The sequence below is a fragment of the Microbacterium forte genome, from assembly GCF_031885415.1.
GTDB lineage: Bacteria > Actinomycetota > Actinomycetes > Actinomycetales > Microbacteriaceae > Microbacterium > Microbacterium forte.
In genome coordinates this window covers 333,403-351,114 of sequence record NZ_CP116871.1, presented here as the reverse complement: position 1 = coordinate 351,114, position 17,712 = coordinate 333,403, and the positions used below count along the sequence as shown (strand labels likewise).

Below are 17,712 nucleotides of genomic sequence, written 5' to 3'. Positions count from 1 at the left end.
CGCGGCTCTCCCCCGGTAACCAGTCGGCGCACCGGCGGGTCTCGACCTCACGACGCGCGAGGGGCGACGAGTCCGGTGGCTGGACCGCCCAGTGCGCGGAGGGCATAGAGGATCGTCGCGAGGTCGACCGCTTCCTGGGCGAGAGCACCCGCGACCGCCGGGATGATCCCCGTCATCGCGATGAGCATGAGCCCCACGCTCAGCCCGATGCCGATCCAGATCGCGGTGAGCGCAACACGCAGTGTGTGCCGTCCGATGGCGACCGCATCGACGACCTTGGTCAGTGAATCGACCAGGATCACGACGTCCGCAGCGTCGCCCGCGGCCGTCGCCCCACGCGCACCCATCGCGACACCGATGTCGGCGGCCGCCAGTACAGGCGCGTCGTTGACACCGTCGCCCACCATCATCATCGGTCTCGGACGGAGGTCGGCGGCGAGCCCGACCTTCTCCGGCGGGAGGAGTTCTGCGTGGACATCGTCGATCCCGACCTCGCGAGCGACGGATTCCGCGGTCGATCGAGCATCTCCGGTGAGCATCATGATGCGCTCGATGCCATGCGATCGGAGCCAGGACACGACCGAGGTCGCCTCAGGTCGCGGCGCATCCGCGAGGATGAGGACGCCTCCGAACCGCCCGTCGATCGCGACGTAGGCCGCAGCCTCACCTGTCCCGAGAGTTGCGCGCACGGTGTCGGCGGCGAGCGATGCGACGAAAGCGGGCTTGCCGACGACGACGGTGCGGCCGTCGATGACCGCCACCACACCGTTGGTCGCGACTTCACTCGCGTCATCGGATCGACGGAGTTCGAGGCGACGCTCTGCGGCGGCGCGACGGATTCCTTCGGCGAGCACGTGCGACGAGTACTGCTCGGCGGACGCCGCGAGCATCAGCAGTTCGTCAGCATCGATCCCCGTGGCGGGTCGCACATCGACGAGGTCGGGGCGTCCCTGGGTGAGGGTGCCCGTCTTGTCGAAGGCCGCGGACCGCACCCGAGCCAGCTGCTCGATCACCGCACCGCCTTTCATGATGACTCCGGTCTTGGCCGCCCGGGAGAGTCCGCCGAGGAATGCGACGGGAGCCGCGATGAGGAGAGGACACGGAGTCGCGAGCACGAGCACCTCGGCGAACCGTGTCGAGTCACCGGAGATCGCCCATGCGGCGCCGGCCAGCACGAGAGCGACGGCGGTGAACGGAATCGCGAATCGATCGGCGAGGCGCACGACCGGGGCGTGCGACTCCTCAGCCTCGTGCACGAGCGCGACGATCTGCTGGTATTGGCTGTCTGCGCTCGATCGCAGTGCGCGGATGCGGACGGCCCGTGCTCCGTTGATCGCTCCGGACAGCACCTCGCCCCCGGCCTCGCGAGCGACGGGCATGCTCTCGCCGGTGAGCGACGATTCGTCGAACTCACCTGACGCCGAAAGCAGCACGCCGTCGATCGGCACGATCTCGGCCGGACGCACCAGCAGCGCGTCGCCGACCGCGACATCGTCGACTGCGACATCCCGAACCTCTTCCGAGTCCGGTGCCAGCGGATGCACGAGGACATGTGCGATCCGCGGAGACCTGTCCAGCAGTGCCGAGAGGTCCCGTTTCGCACGTCTGCCCGCGAACTGCTCCAGGGCTTCGCCGCCCGCGAGCATCAGGACGATGATGAGTGCCGCGATGTACTCTCCGACGGCGAGAGTGGCGACCATCGCGACGACTGCGAGGATGTCGAGCCCGACGTGCCCGCGCAGCACATCCCGCACCATTCCGACGAGCGTCCAGACGACGAACGCTCCGACGTAGGCAGTGGCGATCCATCGTCCGATGGCGGGTATGCCGACCATGTGCAGAGCGAGCACCCCCGCGAGAACCACGACCGTGATGATGATCACGGGGTACCGGCGGACGAAGCACATGCCCTCAGCCTCTCTCTCCGCTGCCCCTGGCGCCAGGGGCAGTGTGCGACAGAGCCCCCGGCCGCTTCTCGGCAGCGGGCAACCCGGTTCACCGGATCGCTCCGCAGGCGGACCCGGCGCCGTGAGACGGCGCCGGGTTCGTTCGCATCAGCGCTTCAGCTGGGTGAGCTCCTGGAGGACCTCGTCGCTGGTCGTGATGATGCGCGCGTTGGCCTGGAAGCCGCGCTGCGCGACGATCAGGTTGGTGAACTCCTGCGAGAGGTCGACGTTGCTCATCTCCAGAGCGCCCGAGACGAGGCTGCCGAAGCCTGCCTGGCCCGGCTCGCCCATGCGCACCGCACCGGAGTTGACGGATGCGCGGTATGACGTTCCGCCGGCCTTCTCGAGTCCCTCGGGGTTGGCGAACGTGGCCATCGCGATCTTGCCGAGAGTCTGCGTCGCACCATTGCTGAACGTGCCGACGATGGATCCGTCGCCGGTGATGCTGTACGACTTCAGGGTGCCGGCTGCCGCACCGTCCTGCTCGGACACGGCGACCGTCGACAGTTCCGCATAGCCGGTGACCGCTCCCAGGTCGACGCTCACAGCCCCTGCGGTGAGCGTGAGGCCTGCCCCGGCCTGCTTGCCGTCGGTGAACGCCAGCGACCCGGTCGCACCGCTGGCGGGCTCGGTGACGTCCCATCCGGTCGCCGTCTTCGTGAAGGTCAGGCTGAGAGTCGAAGGCGTGCCCTGCGCGTCGTAGACAGTGACGTCGCGCACCAGCTCGTCGCCGGTCGCAGCCGTCGACGGGAGGTTGCCGGTGACGGTGGCTTCCGTCGTGGCCCTCGCGGGAGACACGGCGTCAAGCGGGAGCACGATGTTGCCCGTCGCCTGGCCGGTGTTGACGACGCCGTCCTGTGCCGACCAGCCCTGCACGATCGAGCCGTCGGCGGTGACCATCTTGCCGGCGGGGTCGAACGAGAATCCACCTGCTCGGGTGTACAGGGTCTCTCCGCCGGACCGGACCGCGAAGAAACCGTCGCCCGAGATCATCAGGTCGCCTCCTCGGCCGGTCGCCTGGGCCGAGCCCTGTGCGAAGTTGGTGCGCACGCCGGCGACCTGCACGCCGAGACCGACCTGGGCGGGGTTGCGACCGCCGACCTCGTCGTCGGGGATTCCCGGGTTGCCGATCAGCTGCGACAGGGAGTCCTGGAACAGCACGGACGAGCCCTTGAACCCGGCCGTGTTGACGTTCGCGATGTTGTTGCCCGTGACATCGAGCATGGTCTGGTGCGAGCGGAGGCCGGAGATTCCGGAGTAGAGCGAGCGGAGCATGGGGTTCTCTCTTCCTGGGTGAGACGGAGGTCAGACTGCGGCGGGGGTGGGCGCAGCGGGGGTGGTCGGTGCGGGGGTGGTCGGTGCGGTGGTGACGCCCGTGATGACGTCGAGCGCGACGGTCTTGTCGCCGATCGTCACCTGCGGGATCGGTCCGTCGAACGAGACCTTGGTCACGAGGCCCGAGACGGTCTTGCCGTCGGCATCCTTGTAGCTCGCCTCCTGGCCGATGAGCGCGCTCGCGGCCTGACGCATGTTCAGGGCGAAGGCCTCGGCGCCGCTGTCGGCGAGAGCCGTCAGCTGCTCCATCATGGCGAGCTGGGTGGTCTGCGAGATCATCTCGTTGGTGTCCATCGGACTCGAGGGATCCTGGTGCGTCAGCTGGGTGACCAGGAGCTTGAGGAACACTTCCCCGTCGAGCACCTGCTTCCGGGCTGCGGGGTCGGTGGTGCTTCCCGTATGGATCGAACTCGGGGCGCTCACTGCGTCGACAGTCATTCGGTCGTCCTCTCAGGCGAAGATGTCGAGCCCCGCGCCGGAGGTGGCAGAGGGCGTTGTCTGGATGGTGCGGGGAAGATCCCGCGCCTGCTCGATCCCGCGGGGGTGGTCGGGGCGCCCGCGGTTCGCCTCGCGATCGCCTGCTCCCTGCCCTGTCGGCGCATCGCCCGCGGCCTGCTGGCCGCGGTCGCTGGAGGCATCAGCGGAAGAGCCGTGGGTGACGCTCAGCGAGGCGTGCGGCATCACTGCGGCGAGGTCACGGCGCAGCTCGACGAGCATGGTGCGCAGCGCGTCGCGCCCGGCGTCGGTCGCACCGCTGAGTTCGACCTGCACGTCTCCGGATGCGGAGATGTGCGCGCGCACCGTGACGGGGCCGAGGCTGTCGGGGTTCACCGTCATCGTGAGCTGGTGCGTCCCCATCGGACGCTGGGCGATGCTCACGACCACCGGCGCGACCTGGGCGGCCACCGCACGATTCGCGGTTGTGGCCGCATCGGGCGACGACACGGGTGTCGCCGTCGGCAGGGGGGCAGCGACCGGCACGGTCGAGGCCGTCGCGGGAGCGGGCTGCGACCCCTGCGCCTTATCTCCCGCATCGCTCGTCACCTGCTGATTCGGAGCGGCCACGGTCGCGGCCAGAGGGGCACCGACCATGGACGGGATCGCGGGCGTCGATTGCCTCGGGAGTGACTCCGGCCGGGGCACGACGGCGACCGGCTCGGACAGCGACGGATCGGCGCCGCCACCGGCAGGCTCCAGCGGAGTCGCCGGAGCGTCGACGTCGACTTCTCGGACGTCGCCCAGCGTCCCGCCCTGCATCGATCGGGGGTCGCCGCGTCCACCGGCGACGACTGCCGCGCTCACCGAAGCGGGTGCCGAGATCGACGCCGAAGCCGACGTCGTCGGCGACGCCGCGGCAACCGGAACCACGTGCATTCCATCCGTCGTGGCGGCGCCGCTCACGGGATCGACAGGTGTCGCCTCCGTCCCGGCCGTCCCGGGTACGGTCTCCACCACCGCGTCCGGAGCCGTCTCACCCGGAACGGTGCTCTGGGACGTCGTCACCTGGGACGTCGTCACCTGCGGCGTCGTCACCTGCGGCGTCGTCACCTGCGGGGTCGTCACCTGCGGGGCTGCCACGGAGGGCCCTGCGGTCTCCGGAGCCGACCACGCGACCAGATGGGTCATGGCCGCGATCGCCGCCTGCGGGTCGATCGTGCGATCTGCTGCCGATGATGCTTCCGCCGTCGATCCGCTCGGCCGATCTGCGGCGAGCATCGCCGTGCCCGAGTCCGACGCGCCGTCAAGCGCCTGACCTGCCGCGGTGAGCGCGTTGCCGAACAGCGAACCGGAGTCACCCGACGCTCGTCCCCCGGTGTCCGCCTCACCCGGGCCGGCGCCGGAGATCATCGCGAGCAGTGCCACCCCGGTCATCCGAGCATCTCGATGATCTTCTGCATCGACGGAGTCGATCCGCCTGTCCCCGAGGCGCTCGCCGAGAACAAGGTCTGCAGTGCTGCGATGACGTCTGCGTTCTCTCCGCCGGATGCCGCAGTGCTGGCGGCCGCTGACCCCTCGGCCGGGGCAGGGGCGGTGGTCTCGGTGGCCGAGGCCGCCTTGGCCGCCTCCAGCACTCCGGCGAACGTCGTCGAGCTGGCCGCCGATGTCTCGGTGGTCGCCTCGGTCGCAGCTGCGGCGGCCGCACGCCCCGCTGGATCCAGCGACACGATCTGGGTCTCGATCGCGTCGACGCGGGCGATCACCGCTGCGAGCCCGGTCATGCCGCGCTCCCCTCACGTCGCGAGGTGCGCACCACGGCGATCTCATCGAGCGCGGTCTGCTCGGCGGCGAGCTCGGCCTTGGCGGTCTCGACCCGGTGGGTGCTCTCGAGTCGCTCGAGCCCCTTCAGATCGCGTCGCGCTTCGACATGCGCAGACCTGGCCTCCGACTCCGCGCTGCGTCTCATGTCGACGAGCGCCTGGAGGTCGCTGAGAGTGCTGCGCCCCGCGGCGCGGGCCGCGGCCATGGCCATCAGCGCCCGAGGATCATCGATCTGAGCGCTGATGTCGGCGAGGCTCGTGATCGCAGTCTGCGCCGCGGTCTCGGCCTGCGCCCGTTCTGCGCTCGCACGCGAGAGATGCTCGGCGGCGACACGTTCCTGGGCGCCGCGCACACGCAGCAGACCAGCCAGTGGGAAGGTCATGGGGTGAGTCCTCCGAAGTCGGTGGTGAGGGTGGCGAGCTGCAGCCAGGATTCGTCTGTCGCGGCGAGGTCGTCGATGCTCTGGGTGAGGAATCGGGAGATCGCACCCTCGTGAGCGATCGCGGCGTCGACCATCGGGTTGGCCCCCTGCCGATAGGCGCCGATCTCGATCAGGTCGTTCGCACTGCGCCGAGCGGCCAGGACGCTGCGCAGCGTCACGGCGTTCTGCCGCTGCTCCGGCGTGGTGACCTTCGACACGACGCGCGACACCGACCCGAGCACGTCGACGGCAGGAAAGTGACCGCGGATCGCGAGGGCCCGATCGAGCACCACATGCCCATCGAGGATTCCTCTGGCGGCATCGGCGATCGGCTCGTTGTGGTCGTCGCCGTCGACGAGCACCGTGTAGAGACCGGTGATCGACCCCACGGGCCCTGTTCCCGCCCGCTCGAGCAGCCGGGCCAGCACCGAGAACGTCGAGGGCGGATAGCCCCGGGTCGCGGGCGGTTCGCCGGCGCTCAACCCGATCTCGCGCTGCGCCATGGCGACGCGCGTCAACGAGTCCATCATCAGCACCACGTCGAGTCCGTCATCGCGGAAGCCCTCGGCGATCCGCGTGGCGACGAACGCCGAGCGCAGCCGTGCCATCGCCGGCTGGTCCGAGGTCGCGACGATCACCACCGAACGCGACAGACCCTCAGGCCCGAGGTCGTCTTCGAGGAACTCGCGCACCTCGCGACCGCGCTCGCCGACGAGGGCGATGACGTTCACATCGGCGGTGGATCCACGGGCGATCATCGACATCAGTGACGACTTGCCCACACCCGACCCGGCGAACAGACCGAGACGCTGTCCCGAGCCCACGGGTGTCATGGTGTCGAGCACGCGCACACCGAGTCCGAGCTGCCGGTCGATGCGCTGGCGGTCCATCACGCTCGGGGCATCGTGGTCGAGCGACACGTGGGCGACGCTCCTGTCGAGCGGCCCCTTGCCGTCGATCGGCCGACCGAGTCCGTCGAGCACGCGTCCGAGCAGCGCTCGTCCCGTCGGCACCTGCAGCGGCGCTCCCCCATGCCGCACCCGGGCACGGGCGGTGATCCCGTCGAGCCTGCCCAGGGGCATGCAGCGGGCTGAGGCACCGTCGACGGCGACGATCTCGGCATCGACCGGGCGGCCGTCCGCCGTGTCGATGCGGATGCGGTCGCCGACCGCTCCGTCGATGCCGAGCACCTCCACCCCGAGTCCTCGCACCGCCTTCACCGTGCCGGAGCGCTCGGGGCGCGCGGCCGTGAGCGCGCGCTGCCACGACCGCGTCCCGGTGATCACCCGATCACCTCGGCAACCTGGTCGTCGCCGTCGAGTGCTGCGGCCGCGCGCGCGAGTGCTGCGGTGATGCGCGTGTCGACCGCCCCGTTCTCGATCTCCACGATGGCGCCGCCGTTGTCTACGGCGGGAGAGACCGATACCTGGATGCCGCGGAGCGCGTCGATCGTCGACTCCTCCTCCTGCAGGACACGGGCGTCCTGCACGCTGAATGCGACGCGAGTCCACCGGTCCGCCGGCATCTCGGCCAGGGCGCGCCGAAGCGCGTGAGCGGCGGATCGCGCAGGATCCGACAATTCCGCTCCGAGGATCGTCGTGGCCAGCATGACCGCGAGTTCTTCGACTCGGTCGGCAGCGAGCGTGCTCAGCTCGTCGATGCGCTGGTCGAGCGCCGCCTGCGCGGTCTCCAGCGCGCGCAGACCAGAGCCCCGCTCGTGCAGGTACAGCTCCTGGAGTTCCTGCATCCGCTGCTGCTGCGCGGCACGCTGGGCCTCACCCTCGTCCAGTGCGACTCTGCGACCTTCGGCGAAGCCGTCGGCGTAGCCCCGGGTGCGAGCGCGGTCGGCCTCGCCTCGGAGGTCGATGGGAGTCTCGCCGACGCGCGGCACGACCAACGGCGTGAAGGCGGAATCGAGCACAGCGGACACCTCGGAGTCGAAGGGCGAGGCCTGTCCGTGGCCCGTAGGTCGAGCGATCCGTGCTCCCTGCCCACTATCGCGACACATATCTGCGGCCGTAACCGCCGCCGCCGAATCACCTGCCGTCAGAGGGATCACTCGATGAGCTCGTCCTCGTCTTCGCGCGAGATCGTGATCTCCTCTGCGGCCTCCAGATCACGGATGATGCGCACGATCTCGGCGCGGGCCTCGTCGACCTGACGCATGCGCACGGGACCCAGCACCCGGGTCTCCTCAGCGAGGTTCTCCTGGTTGCGCTCGGTCATGTTGCTCTTGACCTTGTCGGTGATCTGCTCGTCTGCGCCCTTCAGCGCGAGCGCGAGCATGCGGAGGTCGATCCCGCGCAGCACACGCTGGGCGTCGCGGTCTTCGAGACGAGCGATGTCGGCGAACGTGACCATGCGGCTGCGGATATCCTCGGCCAGCGCCAGGTCGCGCCCCTCGAGGCTCGCGAGCAGCGACTTCTCGAGGGCGGTGTCGGACCTGTTGATGATCTCGACGAGAGGCTGCACGCCGCCGATCGCCTCATGATTGTCGCGCATCGCGAAGACGCCGGTGCGAGAGCGCAGCGAGTCGGCGACGATCGAGATCGCCTCCTGGGTCGCGGTGCCCATCGTCGCGATCGCCTGAGCGACATCGGTGCGCAGCGGGTCCTGCAGGGCGGCGAGCACCGCCGCCGCACGATCGGCTCGCAGGTTCGCCAGCACCACGGCGACCGTGGTCGGCAGCTCGCCCTCGATGATCGTGGCGAGCTGGGCCGGGTCTGCCGCGTTGAGGAAGTCGAAGGACACCGAGCCCTGCGACATCACCCTGCCGACCATCCCGACGGCCTTCTCGCGCCCGAACGCCGTCTCGAGCAGTCCGGTGGCGAGTTCCTGGCCGCCGCGCGACGGCACAGAGCCGCCGGTGGCGATGCGCCGGAACTCCGCGAGGGCGCGGGCGGTGGAGGCGACGTCCACTCCCCCGAGCTGCGTGAGCTCGGCGGCGAGCATCTCGGAGCGCTCCTCACCGAGGTGACGCAGCACTTCGGCGCTGGCCGCGCGGTCCATGTTCATCAGCACGATCGCGGCCTTGCGAAGGCCGCTCATCTCCGGCACCGCAATCGCCGCGGGCGCCACGGCGGTCGAGACCTCGACCGTGTCGGCCTGTGCATCCAGCAACTCGGTCAATGCGCTCATACGGTCGCCTCGTCCATCAGGTCGGCCAGTGCGCTGGCGATGGTGTCGGGTTCGCGCTTCGCCAGATCGTCGATCTCACGGCGTCTGCGCTCGACGAGCACCTTGTCGGGCTCCGGTTCGTCATCGAGGTCGATCGATGCCGACGGCAGCAGCGTCGTGGGTGCCGGGGCGACGATCGCCTCGGCTTCCTTGAGGCCCCTGAGTGAACGGAGCTTCTGCTCCTCGCTCTCGGTGACGGTGGCGAAGTACTCGATCGGACCGTCTTCGGTGTAGAGCACACGGCGCTTCATCTTGCGGCGCACGACGAGGAAGACGATCAGGATGATCACCGCCAGCAGGATCGATCCGCCGATGATCGCCGACCGCAGCAGCTCCTGCTGCATCTGCGCCTCACGCTCGGCCTCCGCTGCCGCGAGCGCCGTCGCCGCCGCCGTCGCTCCCGCCTCGTTGAACTCGACGAACTCGACGGCGATCTCGTCGCCGCGCTCGACGTCGATGCCGGCGGCCGATGCCACGAGCGATTCGATCTGGTTCGCCGTCACGCCTGTGACGGTTCCGCGATTCAGCGCGATGCTGACCGTCTGCCTCGTCACCTCTCCTGCCGGGGTGATGGTCTTCTCCGTCGACTTGTTCACGGCGTTGTTGCGAGACGTCTCCTCGAACTCGTAGGCGCCGGTGCCGTCGGCGTTGTTCGGGACCGCGATGTTGTCGGGGCCGAGCACGCCGGTGCCGCCCGCTTGACCGCCGTTGTAGGTCTCCGTCTTGGTCTCCTCCGACGCGCTCAGCTCCCCCTCGGGGGCGGAGTACGTCTCGTCCATGCGCTCGGACGTGGAGTTCGCGACGTCGGCCGACACCGTCACGGTGGCGTTTCCGGGCCCGACGATCGTCTCGAGCATCTTGCTGACGGATGCGGCGACCTTCGCCTCGTGCTCCGTCGCCTGCTTCGACGAGCTGCCGGTGAGGCCGGTTCCGACAGCCGAGAGCACTCGGCCGTCCTGATCCGTCACCGCGACGTCTTCGGGGGTCATCCCCGGCACAGCGGCGCTCGTGAGGTGCACGATGGCCTCGATCTTCTCGTCGCTGAGGGTCGATCCGTTGCGGGTCTTCACGAACACGGATGCGGTCGGGCTCTGCCGCTCCGAGACGAACACGCTCTCTTCGGGGATCGCGAGCTGCACCGATGCGGTGGAGATGCCCTCCATGGCACCGATCGTGCCGGCCAGCTCGCCCTCGATCGCGCGCTTGTAGGTGACCGACTGCTGGAACTCGCTCGCGGTCACACCCATGTCGTCGAGCAGCGTGTACCCCTCGCTGGTGTCTCCGGGAAGACCGGCCGATGCCGCTGCCAGGCGCTGCGCGTAGACCTGGTCGTCGGGCACGAGGATGGTCGCGCCGCCCTCGGTGAGCTCGTAGCCCACGCCCGCCGACTTCAGCTGCTCGACGACAGCCGAGGCATCGCCGGCGCTCAGGCCGGTGAACAGCGGACTCATCTGCGGCTTGGTGAGCCATGCGCCGAGCGCGATGGCCCCCATCACGAGCAGCGCGACGCCGATGATGGCGATCGTGCGCTGTGCGAGAGAGAATCCTGAGACGACCAGCTTCGCGCGGTCGTAGTAGCTCGTGAGCATCTTGGGCATCGTCAGGCCTGCATCCTCATGATCTCGTTGAACGCCGAGACGCTGCGGTCACGCACGGCGACCACCAGATCGAGCGTCACTGAGGCGCGTGTCGAGGCGATCATCGCCTGGTGGATGTCCTGCAGGTCACCTGTGACGGCCTTCACCGCCAGCTCGTTCGACGACGACTGCAGCTGCTGGAGGTTCTCCACGGCACCCGAGAGCGATGTCGCGAAGGCGCTCCCCGATGCCGATGCACCGGATGCCTCCGGACCCGTCTCGAAGCTGAGCGCAGAGAGCGGCGTGACGCCTGCCGCGGAGATGGCCTCGACGCCGGACATCAGTTGCGCCCGATCTGCAGTGCGGCCTCGTACGTCGTCTTCGCACGGTCGACGACGGCGGCGTTCGCCTCATATCCGCGCTGCGCCAGGATCAGCATGCTCATCTGGTCGCCGAGCTCGACGTTCGGGTACTGCACATAGCCGTCCTCGTTCGCGTAGGGGTGCTCGGGGTCGTACACGAGCTTGGCCTCGGCATCGGATTCGACCACGCCTGCGACGTAGACGCCCGGACTCTCCGTGCCGGCCTGCACGGTGACGAACTTCTCTCGGAACGCCTCCTGGCCCGCGGGAGTGGCCGTGTTCACGTTGGCGATGTTGTCGCTGAGCGCGTCGAGCCACTTGCGGTGCGCGGTCAGGCCGGTGCCGGCGATGCCGATCGCGTCGAAGGTCATGCGGAGGCCTGCCCGATTGCCTTGGTGATGGACGCCGCCTGGCCGCCGATCGCCTGGCTGGCGAACTGGAACCGCAGCACGGTGTCGATGTTCGACAGGGTCTCGGTGTCGAGGTTGACGTTGTTGCCGTTCACCCTGGTCGGTTCGAGCGATCGCTCGACCGTGGCGCCGACTGTTCCCGAACCGCCTTCGACGGCGGAGCGCAGCTCGTCCTCGAACTGGACGCGCTTGGCCTGGTAGCCGGGCGTGTTGACGTTGGCGATGTTCTCGGCGATCGAGCGTTGGCGCAGGGCCAGCCCATCGAGGGCGCTGATCAGCGCAGAGGAGGTGACGGATTCGAGCACGGGGGCACTCCGGACGTTGGTGGAGAGGCCGATCCCTGGCCAATCGTCGAGCGATCCGTGCTCGGTGCCGACTATCGCGACACTCGACTGCTCACGTAACCTCGATGCTCAACCCTCGACGTCGAGATATGCGGGTACGTCGGTCTTGGAGGTCGGCACCCGTCGCAGTGCGGCGATCTCGCGTGCGACATGGGCGCGGGAGGTGACCAGGCCGCCGATCATGAGCTGCTGTCGCGCGAGAACAGCCTCTGCGCGTTCGCGAAGCTCCTCCGGCACGGGGCCGGGTGGCGCATCGAAGGGCTGGTCATCGAGCTGCTCGTCGGCAGCGTCGAGAGCCCGCTCGAACTGGTCGAGCACCGTCAGCCAGGCCGAGAGGTTGTCAGGCACGAGAGCTCAGGCCAGAGCCGTGATGGGCGTCTGCGTGCCGGACGTGATCGCCGCGGCCGCCGCATGCCAGGCCTCACGCAGCGGAACGACGAGATCGCGGCACTCTGCGGTGGCGACCCGATCACGAGCGATGTTCGCGGTGATCAGACGGCCCGTGAGGTACGTGTACACGCCATGCAGTTCAGCGGAGCCGTCCCACTCATCGGTGAGTGAGCCGTTCAATTCGGCGACGATCTGCTGCGCGTGCACGAGGTGGTTGCCCGCGGCCGCCCAGTCTCCGGACTCCTGCGAGGCGTCTGCGCGCTCGATGTCGACCAGCAGGCGGTCGTAGAGCAGCACGAGAAGGCGTTCGGGCGTGGCCGACGCGACCTGCTGCTCGAGGTACTGCTGCTTCGCGCGGTCGAGAGAGGTGATGGGCATGGTTCTGGTCTCCGATGAGATGGTGGTTGCGGTGCTCAGGTCACGACGTCGTCGTGCCGTTGAGGCCTGCGAGCTGCGAGGTGAGCCACGACGACTGCGACTGGAGCTTCGAGAGCTGGACCTCGAGCTGCGCATACGTGCGCTCGAGCGTCGCCTGCCTCTGCTCCAGCCGGACGTCCCATCGCTCCACCTGGGTCTTGAGCGTCTTGACCTCGGTCTCCTGACCGGTGATGCGCTGGGTGAGCAGCCCGTCGTACTTGTCGGAGTACTGGTCGGTGACGCCTTCGACCCGTCCGGCGATCGACGAGAAGATCTCCTGGGTCTTCTCCGGATCCTCGGCGAGGGCCTTTCCGAACTTCTCCGCGTCGAAGGAGAGCACGCCCTTGTCGCTGATCGAGATTCCGATCGTCGACGGCGATACTCCGTCGACCGGAAGCTGCATCGCGTTCGCGAGAGCGCCGCGGAGATTGCGAACGGTGCTGTCTCCGGTGAACACGCCGAGAGTGGTGGTCTCGCCGACATCTCCGATCGTCGCCTTCGATCCCTTGTCGATGCGCGTCAGCAGCGCAGCGATCTCCTTGACGAACGTCTCGGCGGTCGTGGTCTGCTTCTTGTCGTCCCTGGCGACGGTCACCGTCACCGGATCAGCGCTGGGCTTCGTGACCGTGACCTCGATGCCCTCGCCCACGCTGATCGTGTTGCTGGCGCTGTTCAGCGTCTGCTCGGCGGCGGTTCCGGCGAACAGACGGATTCGGGCGTCGGCCCCCTGCGTGATGACGGCGGCGCCCGGCTCGGCGCCGAGATCCGTCGAGGTGCCGGCCGCGACGTCCGCGGCAGTGCCTCGATGCACGGCGAACTCGCCGGCTGCGCCGGTCTCGATCGACGTCAGCTGAATGCGAGAAAGCGGCTTGCCGTCGGCATCCACACCGGCGGGGACGACCGTCGCGCTCACCCCGGCCTTGGACGCGTTGATGGCCTTGGCCAGGTCCTGCGGACCCGTGCCGAGCGGGGTCACCTCGATAGATTCACCGTCCGAGCCGACGAGAGTGAATGCGCCGCCCCATGCCGCGGATCCTCCGGATGCCGTGACGATGGAGTGCGCCGTGGCGACGGCGTCGACGACGACGTCGGTCGAGAACGCCGATGCCTTCGCGCCGGCCGTGACCGTGACGGTCTCGGATGACGATGTCGCCGTGAACGAGGCGAGCGAGGAGGGTGCGGCCGCGGTCTTGGCCTTGGCGACGAGCTCCTGCAGCGTGGTGTTCAGCGACTGGAGGTTCGTGATGATCGAGTTGCGGTCTGCGATCTTGTTGGTGATGAGCGTCTTCGGAATCGCCGAGACGTCCATGAGCGCTTTGATGAGCTCTTGCGTCTTGAGCCCTGATACGAGTCCGTCGAGTTTCATCCCGGTCGTCTTCCGTGCGAGGTGGTCTGGGGTGTCCTACAGGAAGGCGCCCGAGCGGAGGTGACTCCGCCCGGGCGCCTGTTGCGCCTCAGGCGCAGCGACTCAACGGAGAAGCTGCAGGACGCCCTGGCCCGACTGGTTCGCCTGAGCGAGCATGGCGGTGCCGGCCTGCTGCAGGATGTTCGAGGCGGTGTACTTGACCATCTCGGCCGCCATGTCGGTGTCCGCGATGCGGCTCTTCGCTGCGGCCAGGTTCTCGGCCGAGACCTGCAGCGAGTTGATCGTCGACTCGAAGCGGTTCTGCACGGCACCGAGGCCGGCACGAGCCGTCGAGACACCCTTGATCTCGGTGTCGAGCGCCGCGATCGTGGTGAGCGCAGCGGCAGCGTCCGTCACCGTCAGCGCCTCGATACGAGCGCCGAGACCGGAGAAGTCGGTCAGGGTGACTGCGATCTGGTCCTCATCGGCGTCAGAGCCTGCACCGACCTGGAACGTCAGCGTGCTCGCGCTGTCGAGCAGCTTGATGCCGTTGAAGTTGGTGCTGGCGGCGACGCGGGTGAGCTCCTTGCCGAGCGAGTCGATCTCGGTCTTGATGGCGGTGCGCGAATCGGCGTTGTTCGAGTCGGAACCCGCCTGCACGGCAAGGTCACGAACGCGCTGCAGGATCGAGTGGACCTCGGTGAGCGCGCCTTCCGCGGTCTGGATGACCGAGATGCCGTCCTGAGCGTTGCGTGCTGCGACGTTCAGGCCGTTGACCTGCGAACGCAGGCCCTCGGAGATGGCGAGGCCGGCGGCGTCATCGGCTGCGCGGTTGATGCGCAGACCGCTCGAGAGCTTCTCGAGCGACTTCGAGACGTCGTTCTGGTTGACAGAGAGGTTGCGGTACGCGTTGAGTGCACCGACGTTGGTTGCGATCTGAAGACCCATGAGAATTCCTCCGTGGTTATGGGGCTGGACGCGGGCCCATCCGTGGGCCTGCACAACCGATATTCGCGACATGCGCCGCCGTCGTAACCACGGAGCCGGAAGATTCCGGGGGTCGGTTCAGACGGCGGCGAGGAGCTCGCTCGACCGGTCGCGAGCCTCGGGGCGGATCGGGCCGAACAGGGTCTCGAAGAACTCCGCCCGCGCCTTGGTCGATCGATCGCCGGTCGTGCCGTTCTCCCATGCCTCCATGGCCTCGCGCATCAGAGCGAGACCCCGCGAGCGGACCTTCGACACATACGCGTGGCTGACCTCGAGCTCTTCGGCGATGTCCTTCACCATCCGGTCTTCGAGGTAGATCCCGCGGACGACCTGTCGCATCGCCGCCGGCAGCGCCTCAATGACGCGGTTCACCATCGCACGCGTCTCCGACTGCTCGACCGCGTGCTCGGGCAGGATGACGCCGTCGGTGAGATCGGCGGCCTGACGCCCGGTCTCGACGTCGAAGTGCTCCTCGAAGCTGGTCGCGGTGCGCACCATCTCGTCGAGCTTCATCATCTCGGCCACGACGTCGACAGTGAAGCCGGACTCCCGCGCGAGCTCCGCCGTGGTCGCCACCCGGCCGGTGCGAGCGAGCAGAGTCTCGGCGGCGACCCGCAGGCGTTCGATCTTGTCGCGACTGCGTTCGCCGGCAGGATCCGCTCTGCGCATCTCCGACAGCATCGCCCAGTTGATCTGGCTGCTCGCGAAGGCGCCGAAGGGAATGCCGCGCGCCGGGTCATACGACATCGCGGCACGGGCGAGGCCCAGGCGTGCGGCCGAGAGCAGATCGTCGAGGTCGACATGCGTCGCCGATCTCGCCTTCTCCACAGCCAGGAAGGTCGCGAGCGGCATGTTGTCGCGCGCCAGCTTCTCGGGCGAGGCAGAGACGACTTCAGGCTGAGTGGAATCAGCAGAAACAGCGAAACTACTCAGCAATGTGACTCCGTGGCTTGAACGACTGTTTTACGAGTGAAGTTAGCATGAAGCGCACGTTTATGAGTAAAAAATGATCAGGGCGCGCCGATACTCAGTCGCCCTAGAATCAGTCCCACACGGCAGGAATCCCCCGCGAGCGACTCGCGGCTCCGCTCCGACCGAACGAAAGAAGACGATCATGGGTGTGATCTCCCGCGGCTTCGGCGCACGGCGACGCGAGTCGGACGACCGCCTCCCTCCGGGCCAGTACCTCACCGAGGACTTCCCCGTGCTCTCCGCAGGGCCGACGCCGCGAGTCTCCCTCGACACGTGGGAGTTCGCGGTCGTCGGTCTCGACGGCATCCGTCGCACCTGGTCATGGGACGACCTGCAGGCACTCCCGATCGACACCATCACCACAGACATCCACTGCGTGACCCGGTGGTCGAAGCTCGGCACCCGCTGGCGTGGGGTCTCGCTCGATCATCTGCTGCAGGATGCCGGCGAGGGCGATTTCACGCGGGTCTTCTCCTACGGCGGGTACACCACCAACGTTCCGCGCGCCGACCTCACAGGCGGCAAAGCGTGGGTGGCGTTCGAATTCGACGGCCAGCCGCTCGCTGCGGAGCACGGCGGCCCTGCTCGCCTTCTGGTGCCGCACCTCTACTTCTGGAAGTCTGCCAAGTGGGTCCACGGTCTGGATCTGCTCGAGAACGACGAACCCGGATTCTGGGAGCAGAACGGCTACAACATGTACGGAGATCCCTGGAAAGAGGAGCGTTACTGGTGACCACGGCACCGCTGTGGCTGGTCGCCAGAGTCGTCGAGACACGAAACCCCACCCCCCACGGTCGCGTGCTCGAGCTGCGGGTCGACGGGTGGCCGGGGAATCTGGCCGGTCAGCACGTCGACGTGCGTCTGACCGCAGAAGACGGGTATCAAGCGGTCAGGTCGTATTCCCTCGCATCGTCCGGTGACTCGGACATCATCGAACTCGCGGTCGACGAAGTGCCCGAGGGCGAGGTCTCTCCCTATCTCGTCGAGGACGTGCGCCCCGGAGACGAACTGGAGGTTCGCGGTCCGATCGGCGCCTACTTCGTGTGGACCCCCACCCAGACCGAGCCCGTGCAGCTCATCGCAGGCGGGTCGGGGATCGTCCCGCTCATCGCGATGGCGAGGCAGCATGCGCGCACGGGCAGCTCGGCGCCGATGCGCCTGCTGTACGCGGTGCGTTCAGCCGCCGATGCGTTCTACACGGACGACCTCGCCCAGCTCGCCGACGACGCCTTCCTCGTCGACTGGGCGTACAGCCGTTCGGCGCCTCCGGGCTCCGAACGCCCGGCCGGCCGGGTGGACGCGGCGACGATCGCGGCCTCCACCATTCCCGCCACCGAACACCCGTCGGTCTACGTCTGCGGGCCGACGGGCTTCGTCGAGGCGGTCGCAGACCTGCTCGTGGCGGCGGGGCATCCGCCGGAACGGATCCGCACTGAGCGCTTCGGAGGTGCCTGATGGACGCTGCCCACCCCGGTCATCGCACGCGAGTCGACGGCAACGCCGCAGGCGGGATCCTGCTCGAGGTCTTCGGCAGAGACATGACGAGCGCGCGAGCAGCATGCGCGCACTGCGACCGCGAGGCCGAGCTCGCCGACGCGATCGCCGAGCTCGATCCGGCCGGCGTCATCCTCCTCTGCCGCGGGTGCGGTCGCACACTGCTGACCTGTCTCCGCGACGGCGGCAGCGCGACCCTCGTGATCGGTGCTCTGAGTCTCCTGCGCTGGCCGGCCGACGGATAGCGCCCCGACCTGTGGGATGCAGGTCCTGGGG

General features: G+C 68.5%; 21 protein-coding genes. 3 read left to right on the top strand and 18 right to left on the bottom strand.

Annotated elements, in window-relative coordinates:
- Positions 1 to 47 precede the first annotated feature (47 nt).
- The 18 genes from OB895_RS01810 to OB895_RS01725 form a co-directional block, all read right to left on the bottom strand.
- Positions 48 to 1,907: a heavy metal translocating P-type ATPase gene (locus OB895_RS01810; RefSeq protein WP_311878755.1), complete on the bottom strand. Its 1,860-nt coding sequence runs from the start codon at positions 1,905 to 1,907 to the stop codon at positions 48 to 50.
- 147 nt (positions 1,908 to 2,054) lie between these two features.
- Positions 2,055 to 3,221 carry a flagellar hook protein FlgE gene (locus OB895_RS01805; RefSeq protein ID WP_311878754.1) on the bottom strand — a complete coding sequence of 389 codons (1,167 nt, stop codon included), beginning with the start codon at positions 3,219 to 3,221 and terminating at the stop codon, positions 2,055 to 2,057.
- Between the two features lie 30 nt (positions 3,222 to 3,251).
- Positions 3,252 to 3,719, bottom strand: a complete 468-nt coding sequence (locus OB895_RS01800) for a flagellar hook capping FlgD N-terminal domain-containing protein (RefSeq protein WP_311878753.1) — start codon at positions 3,717 to 3,719, stop codon at positions 3,252 to 3,254.
- A gap of 12 nt (positions 3,720 to 3,731) precedes the next feature.
- On the bottom strand, positions 3,732 to 5,153 hold the full coding sequence (locus OB895_RS01795) for a hypothetical protein (protein ID WP_311878752.1): 1,422 nt from the start codon (positions 5,151 to 5,153) through the stop codon (positions 3,732 to 3,734).
- On the bottom strand, positions 5,150 to 5,500 hold the full coding sequence (locus OB895_RS01790; RefSeq protein ID WP_079112905.1) for a hypothetical protein: 351 nt from the start codon (positions 5,498 to 5,500) through the stop codon (positions 5,150 to 5,152). Before OB895_RS01790 ends, OB895_RS01795 begins: the two co-directional genes overlap by 4 nt.
- Positions 5,497 to 5,922: a flagellar FliJ family protein gene (locus OB895_RS01785; protein WP_042537465.1), complete on the bottom strand. Its 426-nt coding sequence runs from the start codon at positions 5,920 to 5,922 to the stop codon at positions 5,497 to 5,499. Before OB895_RS01785 ends, OB895_RS01790 begins: the two co-directional genes overlap by 4 nt.
- Complete coding sequence (locus OB895_RS01780) at positions 5,919 to 7,244, bottom strand: FliI/YscN family ATPase (RefSeq protein ID WP_376708834.1); 1,326 nt, start codon at positions 7,242 to 7,244, stop codon at positions 5,919 to 5,921. Before OB895_RS01780 ends, OB895_RS01785 begins: the two co-directional genes overlap by 4 nt.
- Positions 7,244 to 7,882 (bottom strand): FliH/SctL family protein, encoded by a 639-nt coding sequence (locus OB895_RS01775; protein ID WP_042537470.1) that lies wholly within the window; start codon positions 7,880 to 7,882, stop codon positions 7,244 to 7,246. Before OB895_RS01775 ends, OB895_RS01780 begins: the two co-directional genes overlap by 1 nt.
- A 134-nt stretch (positions 7,883 to 8,016) precedes the next feature.
- Positions 8,017 to 9,099, bottom strand: a complete 1,083-nt coding sequence (gene fliG / locus OB895_RS01770) for a flagellar motor switch protein FliG (RefSeq protein ID WP_228385512.1) — start codon at positions 9,097 to 9,099, stop codon at positions 8,017 to 8,019.
- Positions 9,096 to 10,736, bottom strand: a complete 1,641-nt coding sequence (fliF, locus tag OB895_RS01765) for a flagellar basal-body MS-ring/collar protein FliF (protein WP_042537472.1) — start codon at positions 10,734 to 10,736, stop codon at positions 9,096 to 9,098. The genes fliG and fliF overlap by 4 nt, the downstream gene beginning before the upstream one ends.
- A 2-nt stretch (positions 10,737 to 10,738) precedes the next feature.
- Positions 10,739 to 11,056: a flagellar hook-basal body complex protein FliE gene (gene fliE, locus OB895_RS01760; RefSeq protein WP_042537474.1), complete on the bottom strand. Its 318-nt coding sequence runs from the start codon at positions 11,054 to 11,056 to the stop codon at positions 10,739 to 10,741.
- Positions 11,056 to 11,448, bottom strand: a complete 393-nt coding sequence (flgC, locus tag OB895_RS01755; RefSeq protein WP_042537476.1) for a flagellar basal body rod protein FlgC — start codon at positions 11,446 to 11,448, stop codon at positions 11,056 to 11,058. The genes fliE and flgC overlap by 1 nt, the downstream gene beginning before the upstream one ends.
- Positions 11,445 to 11,792, bottom strand: a complete 348-nt coding sequence (locus tag OB895_RS01750) for a flagellar basal body rod protein FlgB (protein WP_042537477.1) — start codon at positions 11,790 to 11,792, stop codon at positions 11,445 to 11,447. The genes flgC and OB895_RS01750 overlap by 4 nt, the downstream gene beginning before the upstream one ends.
- A gap of 108 nt (positions 11,793 to 11,900) precedes the next feature.
- Positions 11,901 to 12,179 carry a hypothetical protein gene (locus OB895_RS01745; protein ID WP_042537478.1) on the bottom strand — a complete coding sequence of 93 codons (279 nt, stop codon included), beginning with the start codon at positions 12,177 to 12,179 and terminating at the stop codon, positions 11,901 to 11,903.
- Positions 12,180 to 12,185: 6 nt separating this feature from the next.
- Entirely contained in the window at positions 12,186 to 12,599 is a 414-nt protein-coding gene (gene fliS, locus OB895_RS01740; RefSeq protein ID WP_042537479.1) for a flagellar export chaperone FliS, read from the bottom strand.
- A gap of 40 nt (positions 12,600 to 12,639) precedes the next feature.
- Positions 12,640 to 14,004: a flagellar filament capping protein FliD gene (fliD, locus tag OB895_RS01735; RefSeq protein WP_079112909.1), complete on the bottom strand. Its 1,365-nt coding sequence runs from the start codon at positions 14,002 to 14,004 to the stop codon at positions 12,640 to 12,642.
- A 102-nt stretch (positions 14,005 to 14,106) separates the two neighbouring features.
- Positions 14,107 to 14,931: a flagellin N-terminal helical domain-containing protein gene (locus OB895_RS01730; RefSeq protein WP_042537481.1), complete on the bottom strand. Its 825-nt coding sequence runs from the start codon at positions 14,929 to 14,931 to the stop codon at positions 14,107 to 14,109.
- Between the two features lie 117 nt (positions 14,932 to 15,048).
- The gene (locus OB895_RS01725; RefSeq protein WP_257788254.1) at positions 15,049 to 15,906 is read right to left on the bottom strand and encodes a sigma-70 family RNA polymerase sigma factor; all 858 of its coding nucleotides are present in this window, start codon (positions 15,904 to 15,906) and stop codon (positions 15,049 to 15,051) included.
- Positions 15,907 to 16,084: 178 nt separating this feature from the next.
- Between OB895_RS01725 and OB895_RS01720 the strand changes: the two genes are divergently transcribed.
- Genes OB895_RS01720 through OB895_RS01710 form a run of 3 tightly spaced genes read left to right on the top strand, consistent with a single transcriptional unit; the run spans position 16,085 to position 17,681 of the window.
- Positions 16,085 to 16,675, top strand: a complete 591-nt coding sequence (locus OB895_RS01720) for a sulfite oxidase-like oxidoreductase (RefSeq protein WP_042537483.1) — start codon at positions 16,085 to 16,087, stop codon at positions 16,673 to 16,675.
- Positions 16,672 to 17,397 carry a ferredoxin reductase gene (locus OB895_RS01715; RefSeq protein ID WP_042537486.1) on the top strand — a complete coding sequence of 242 codons (726 nt, stop codon included), beginning with the start codon at positions 16,672 to 16,674 and terminating at the stop codon, positions 17,395 to 17,397. Before OB895_RS01720 ends, OB895_RS01715 begins: the two co-directional genes overlap by 4 nt.
- On the top strand, positions 17,397 to 17,681 hold the full coding sequence (locus tag OB895_RS01710) for a DUF6510 family protein (RefSeq protein ID WP_042537489.1): 285 nt from the start codon (positions 17,397 to 17,399) through the stop codon (positions 17,679 to 17,681). The genes OB895_RS01715 and OB895_RS01710 overlap by 1 nt, the downstream gene beginning before the upstream one ends.
- The last annotated feature ends 31 nt before the right edge of the window (positions 17,682 to 17,712 follow it).

Bases quoted from the DNA above. Each gene is read 5' to 3' on its own strand.
- OB895_RS01810 (WP_311878755.1), bottom strand. From the start codon at position 1,907: ATGTGCTTCGTCCGCCGGTACCCCGTGATCATCATCACGGTCGTGGTT.
- OB895_RS01805 (WP_311878754.1), bottom strand. From the start codon at position 3,221: ATGCTCCGCTCGCTCTACTCCGGAATCTCCGGCCTCCGCTCGCACCAG.
- OB895_RS01800 (WP_311878753.1), bottom strand. From the start codon at position 3,719: ATGACTGTCGACGCAGTGAGCGCCCCGAGTTCGATCCATACGGGAAGC.
- OB895_RS01795 (WP_311878752.1), bottom strand. From the start codon at position 5,153: ATGACCGGGGTGGCACTGCTCGCGATGATCTCCGGCGCCGGCCCGGGT.
- OB895_RS01790 (WP_079112905.1), bottom strand. From the start codon at position 5,500: ATGACCGGGCTCGCAGCGGTGATCGCCCGCGTCGACGCGATCGAGACC.
- OB895_RS01785 (WP_042537465.1), bottom strand. From the start codon at position 5,922: ATGACCTTCCCACTGGCTGGTCTGCTGCGTGTGCGCGGCGCCCAGGAA.
- fliG (WP_228385512.1), bottom strand. From the start codon at position 9,099: ATGAGCGCATTGACCGAGTTGCTGGATGCACAGGCCGACACGGTCGAG.
- fliF (WP_042537472.1), bottom strand. From the start codon at position 10,736: ATGCCCAAGATGCTCACGAGCTACTACGACCGCGCGAAGCTGGTCGTC.
- fliE (WP_042537474.1), bottom strand. From the start codon at position 11,056: ATGTCCGGCGTCGAGGCCATCTCCGCGGCAGGCGTCACGCCGCTCTCT.
- flgC (WP_042537476.1), bottom strand. From the start codon at position 11,448: ATGACCTTCGACGCGATCGGCATCGCCGGCACCGGCCTGACCGCGCAC.
- fliS (WP_042537479.1), bottom strand. From the start codon at position 12,599: ATGCCCATCACCTCTCTCGACCGCGCGAAGCAGCAGTACCTCGAGCAG.
- fliD (WP_079112909.1), bottom strand. From the start codon at position 14,004: ATGAAACTCGACGGACTCGTATCAGGGCTCAAGACGCAAGAGCTCATC.
- OB895_RS01730 (WP_042537481.1), bottom strand. From the start codon at position 14,931: ATGGGTCTTCAGATCGCAACCAACGTCGGTGCACTCAACGCGTACCGC.
- OB895_RS01720 (WP_042537483.1), top strand. From the start codon at position 16,085: ATGGGTGTGATCTCCCGCGGCTTCGGCGCACGGCGACGCGAGTCGGAC.
- OB895_RS01710 (WP_042537489.1), top strand. From the start codon at position 17,397: ATGGACGCTGCCCACCCCGGTCATCGCACGCGAGTCGACGGCAACGCC.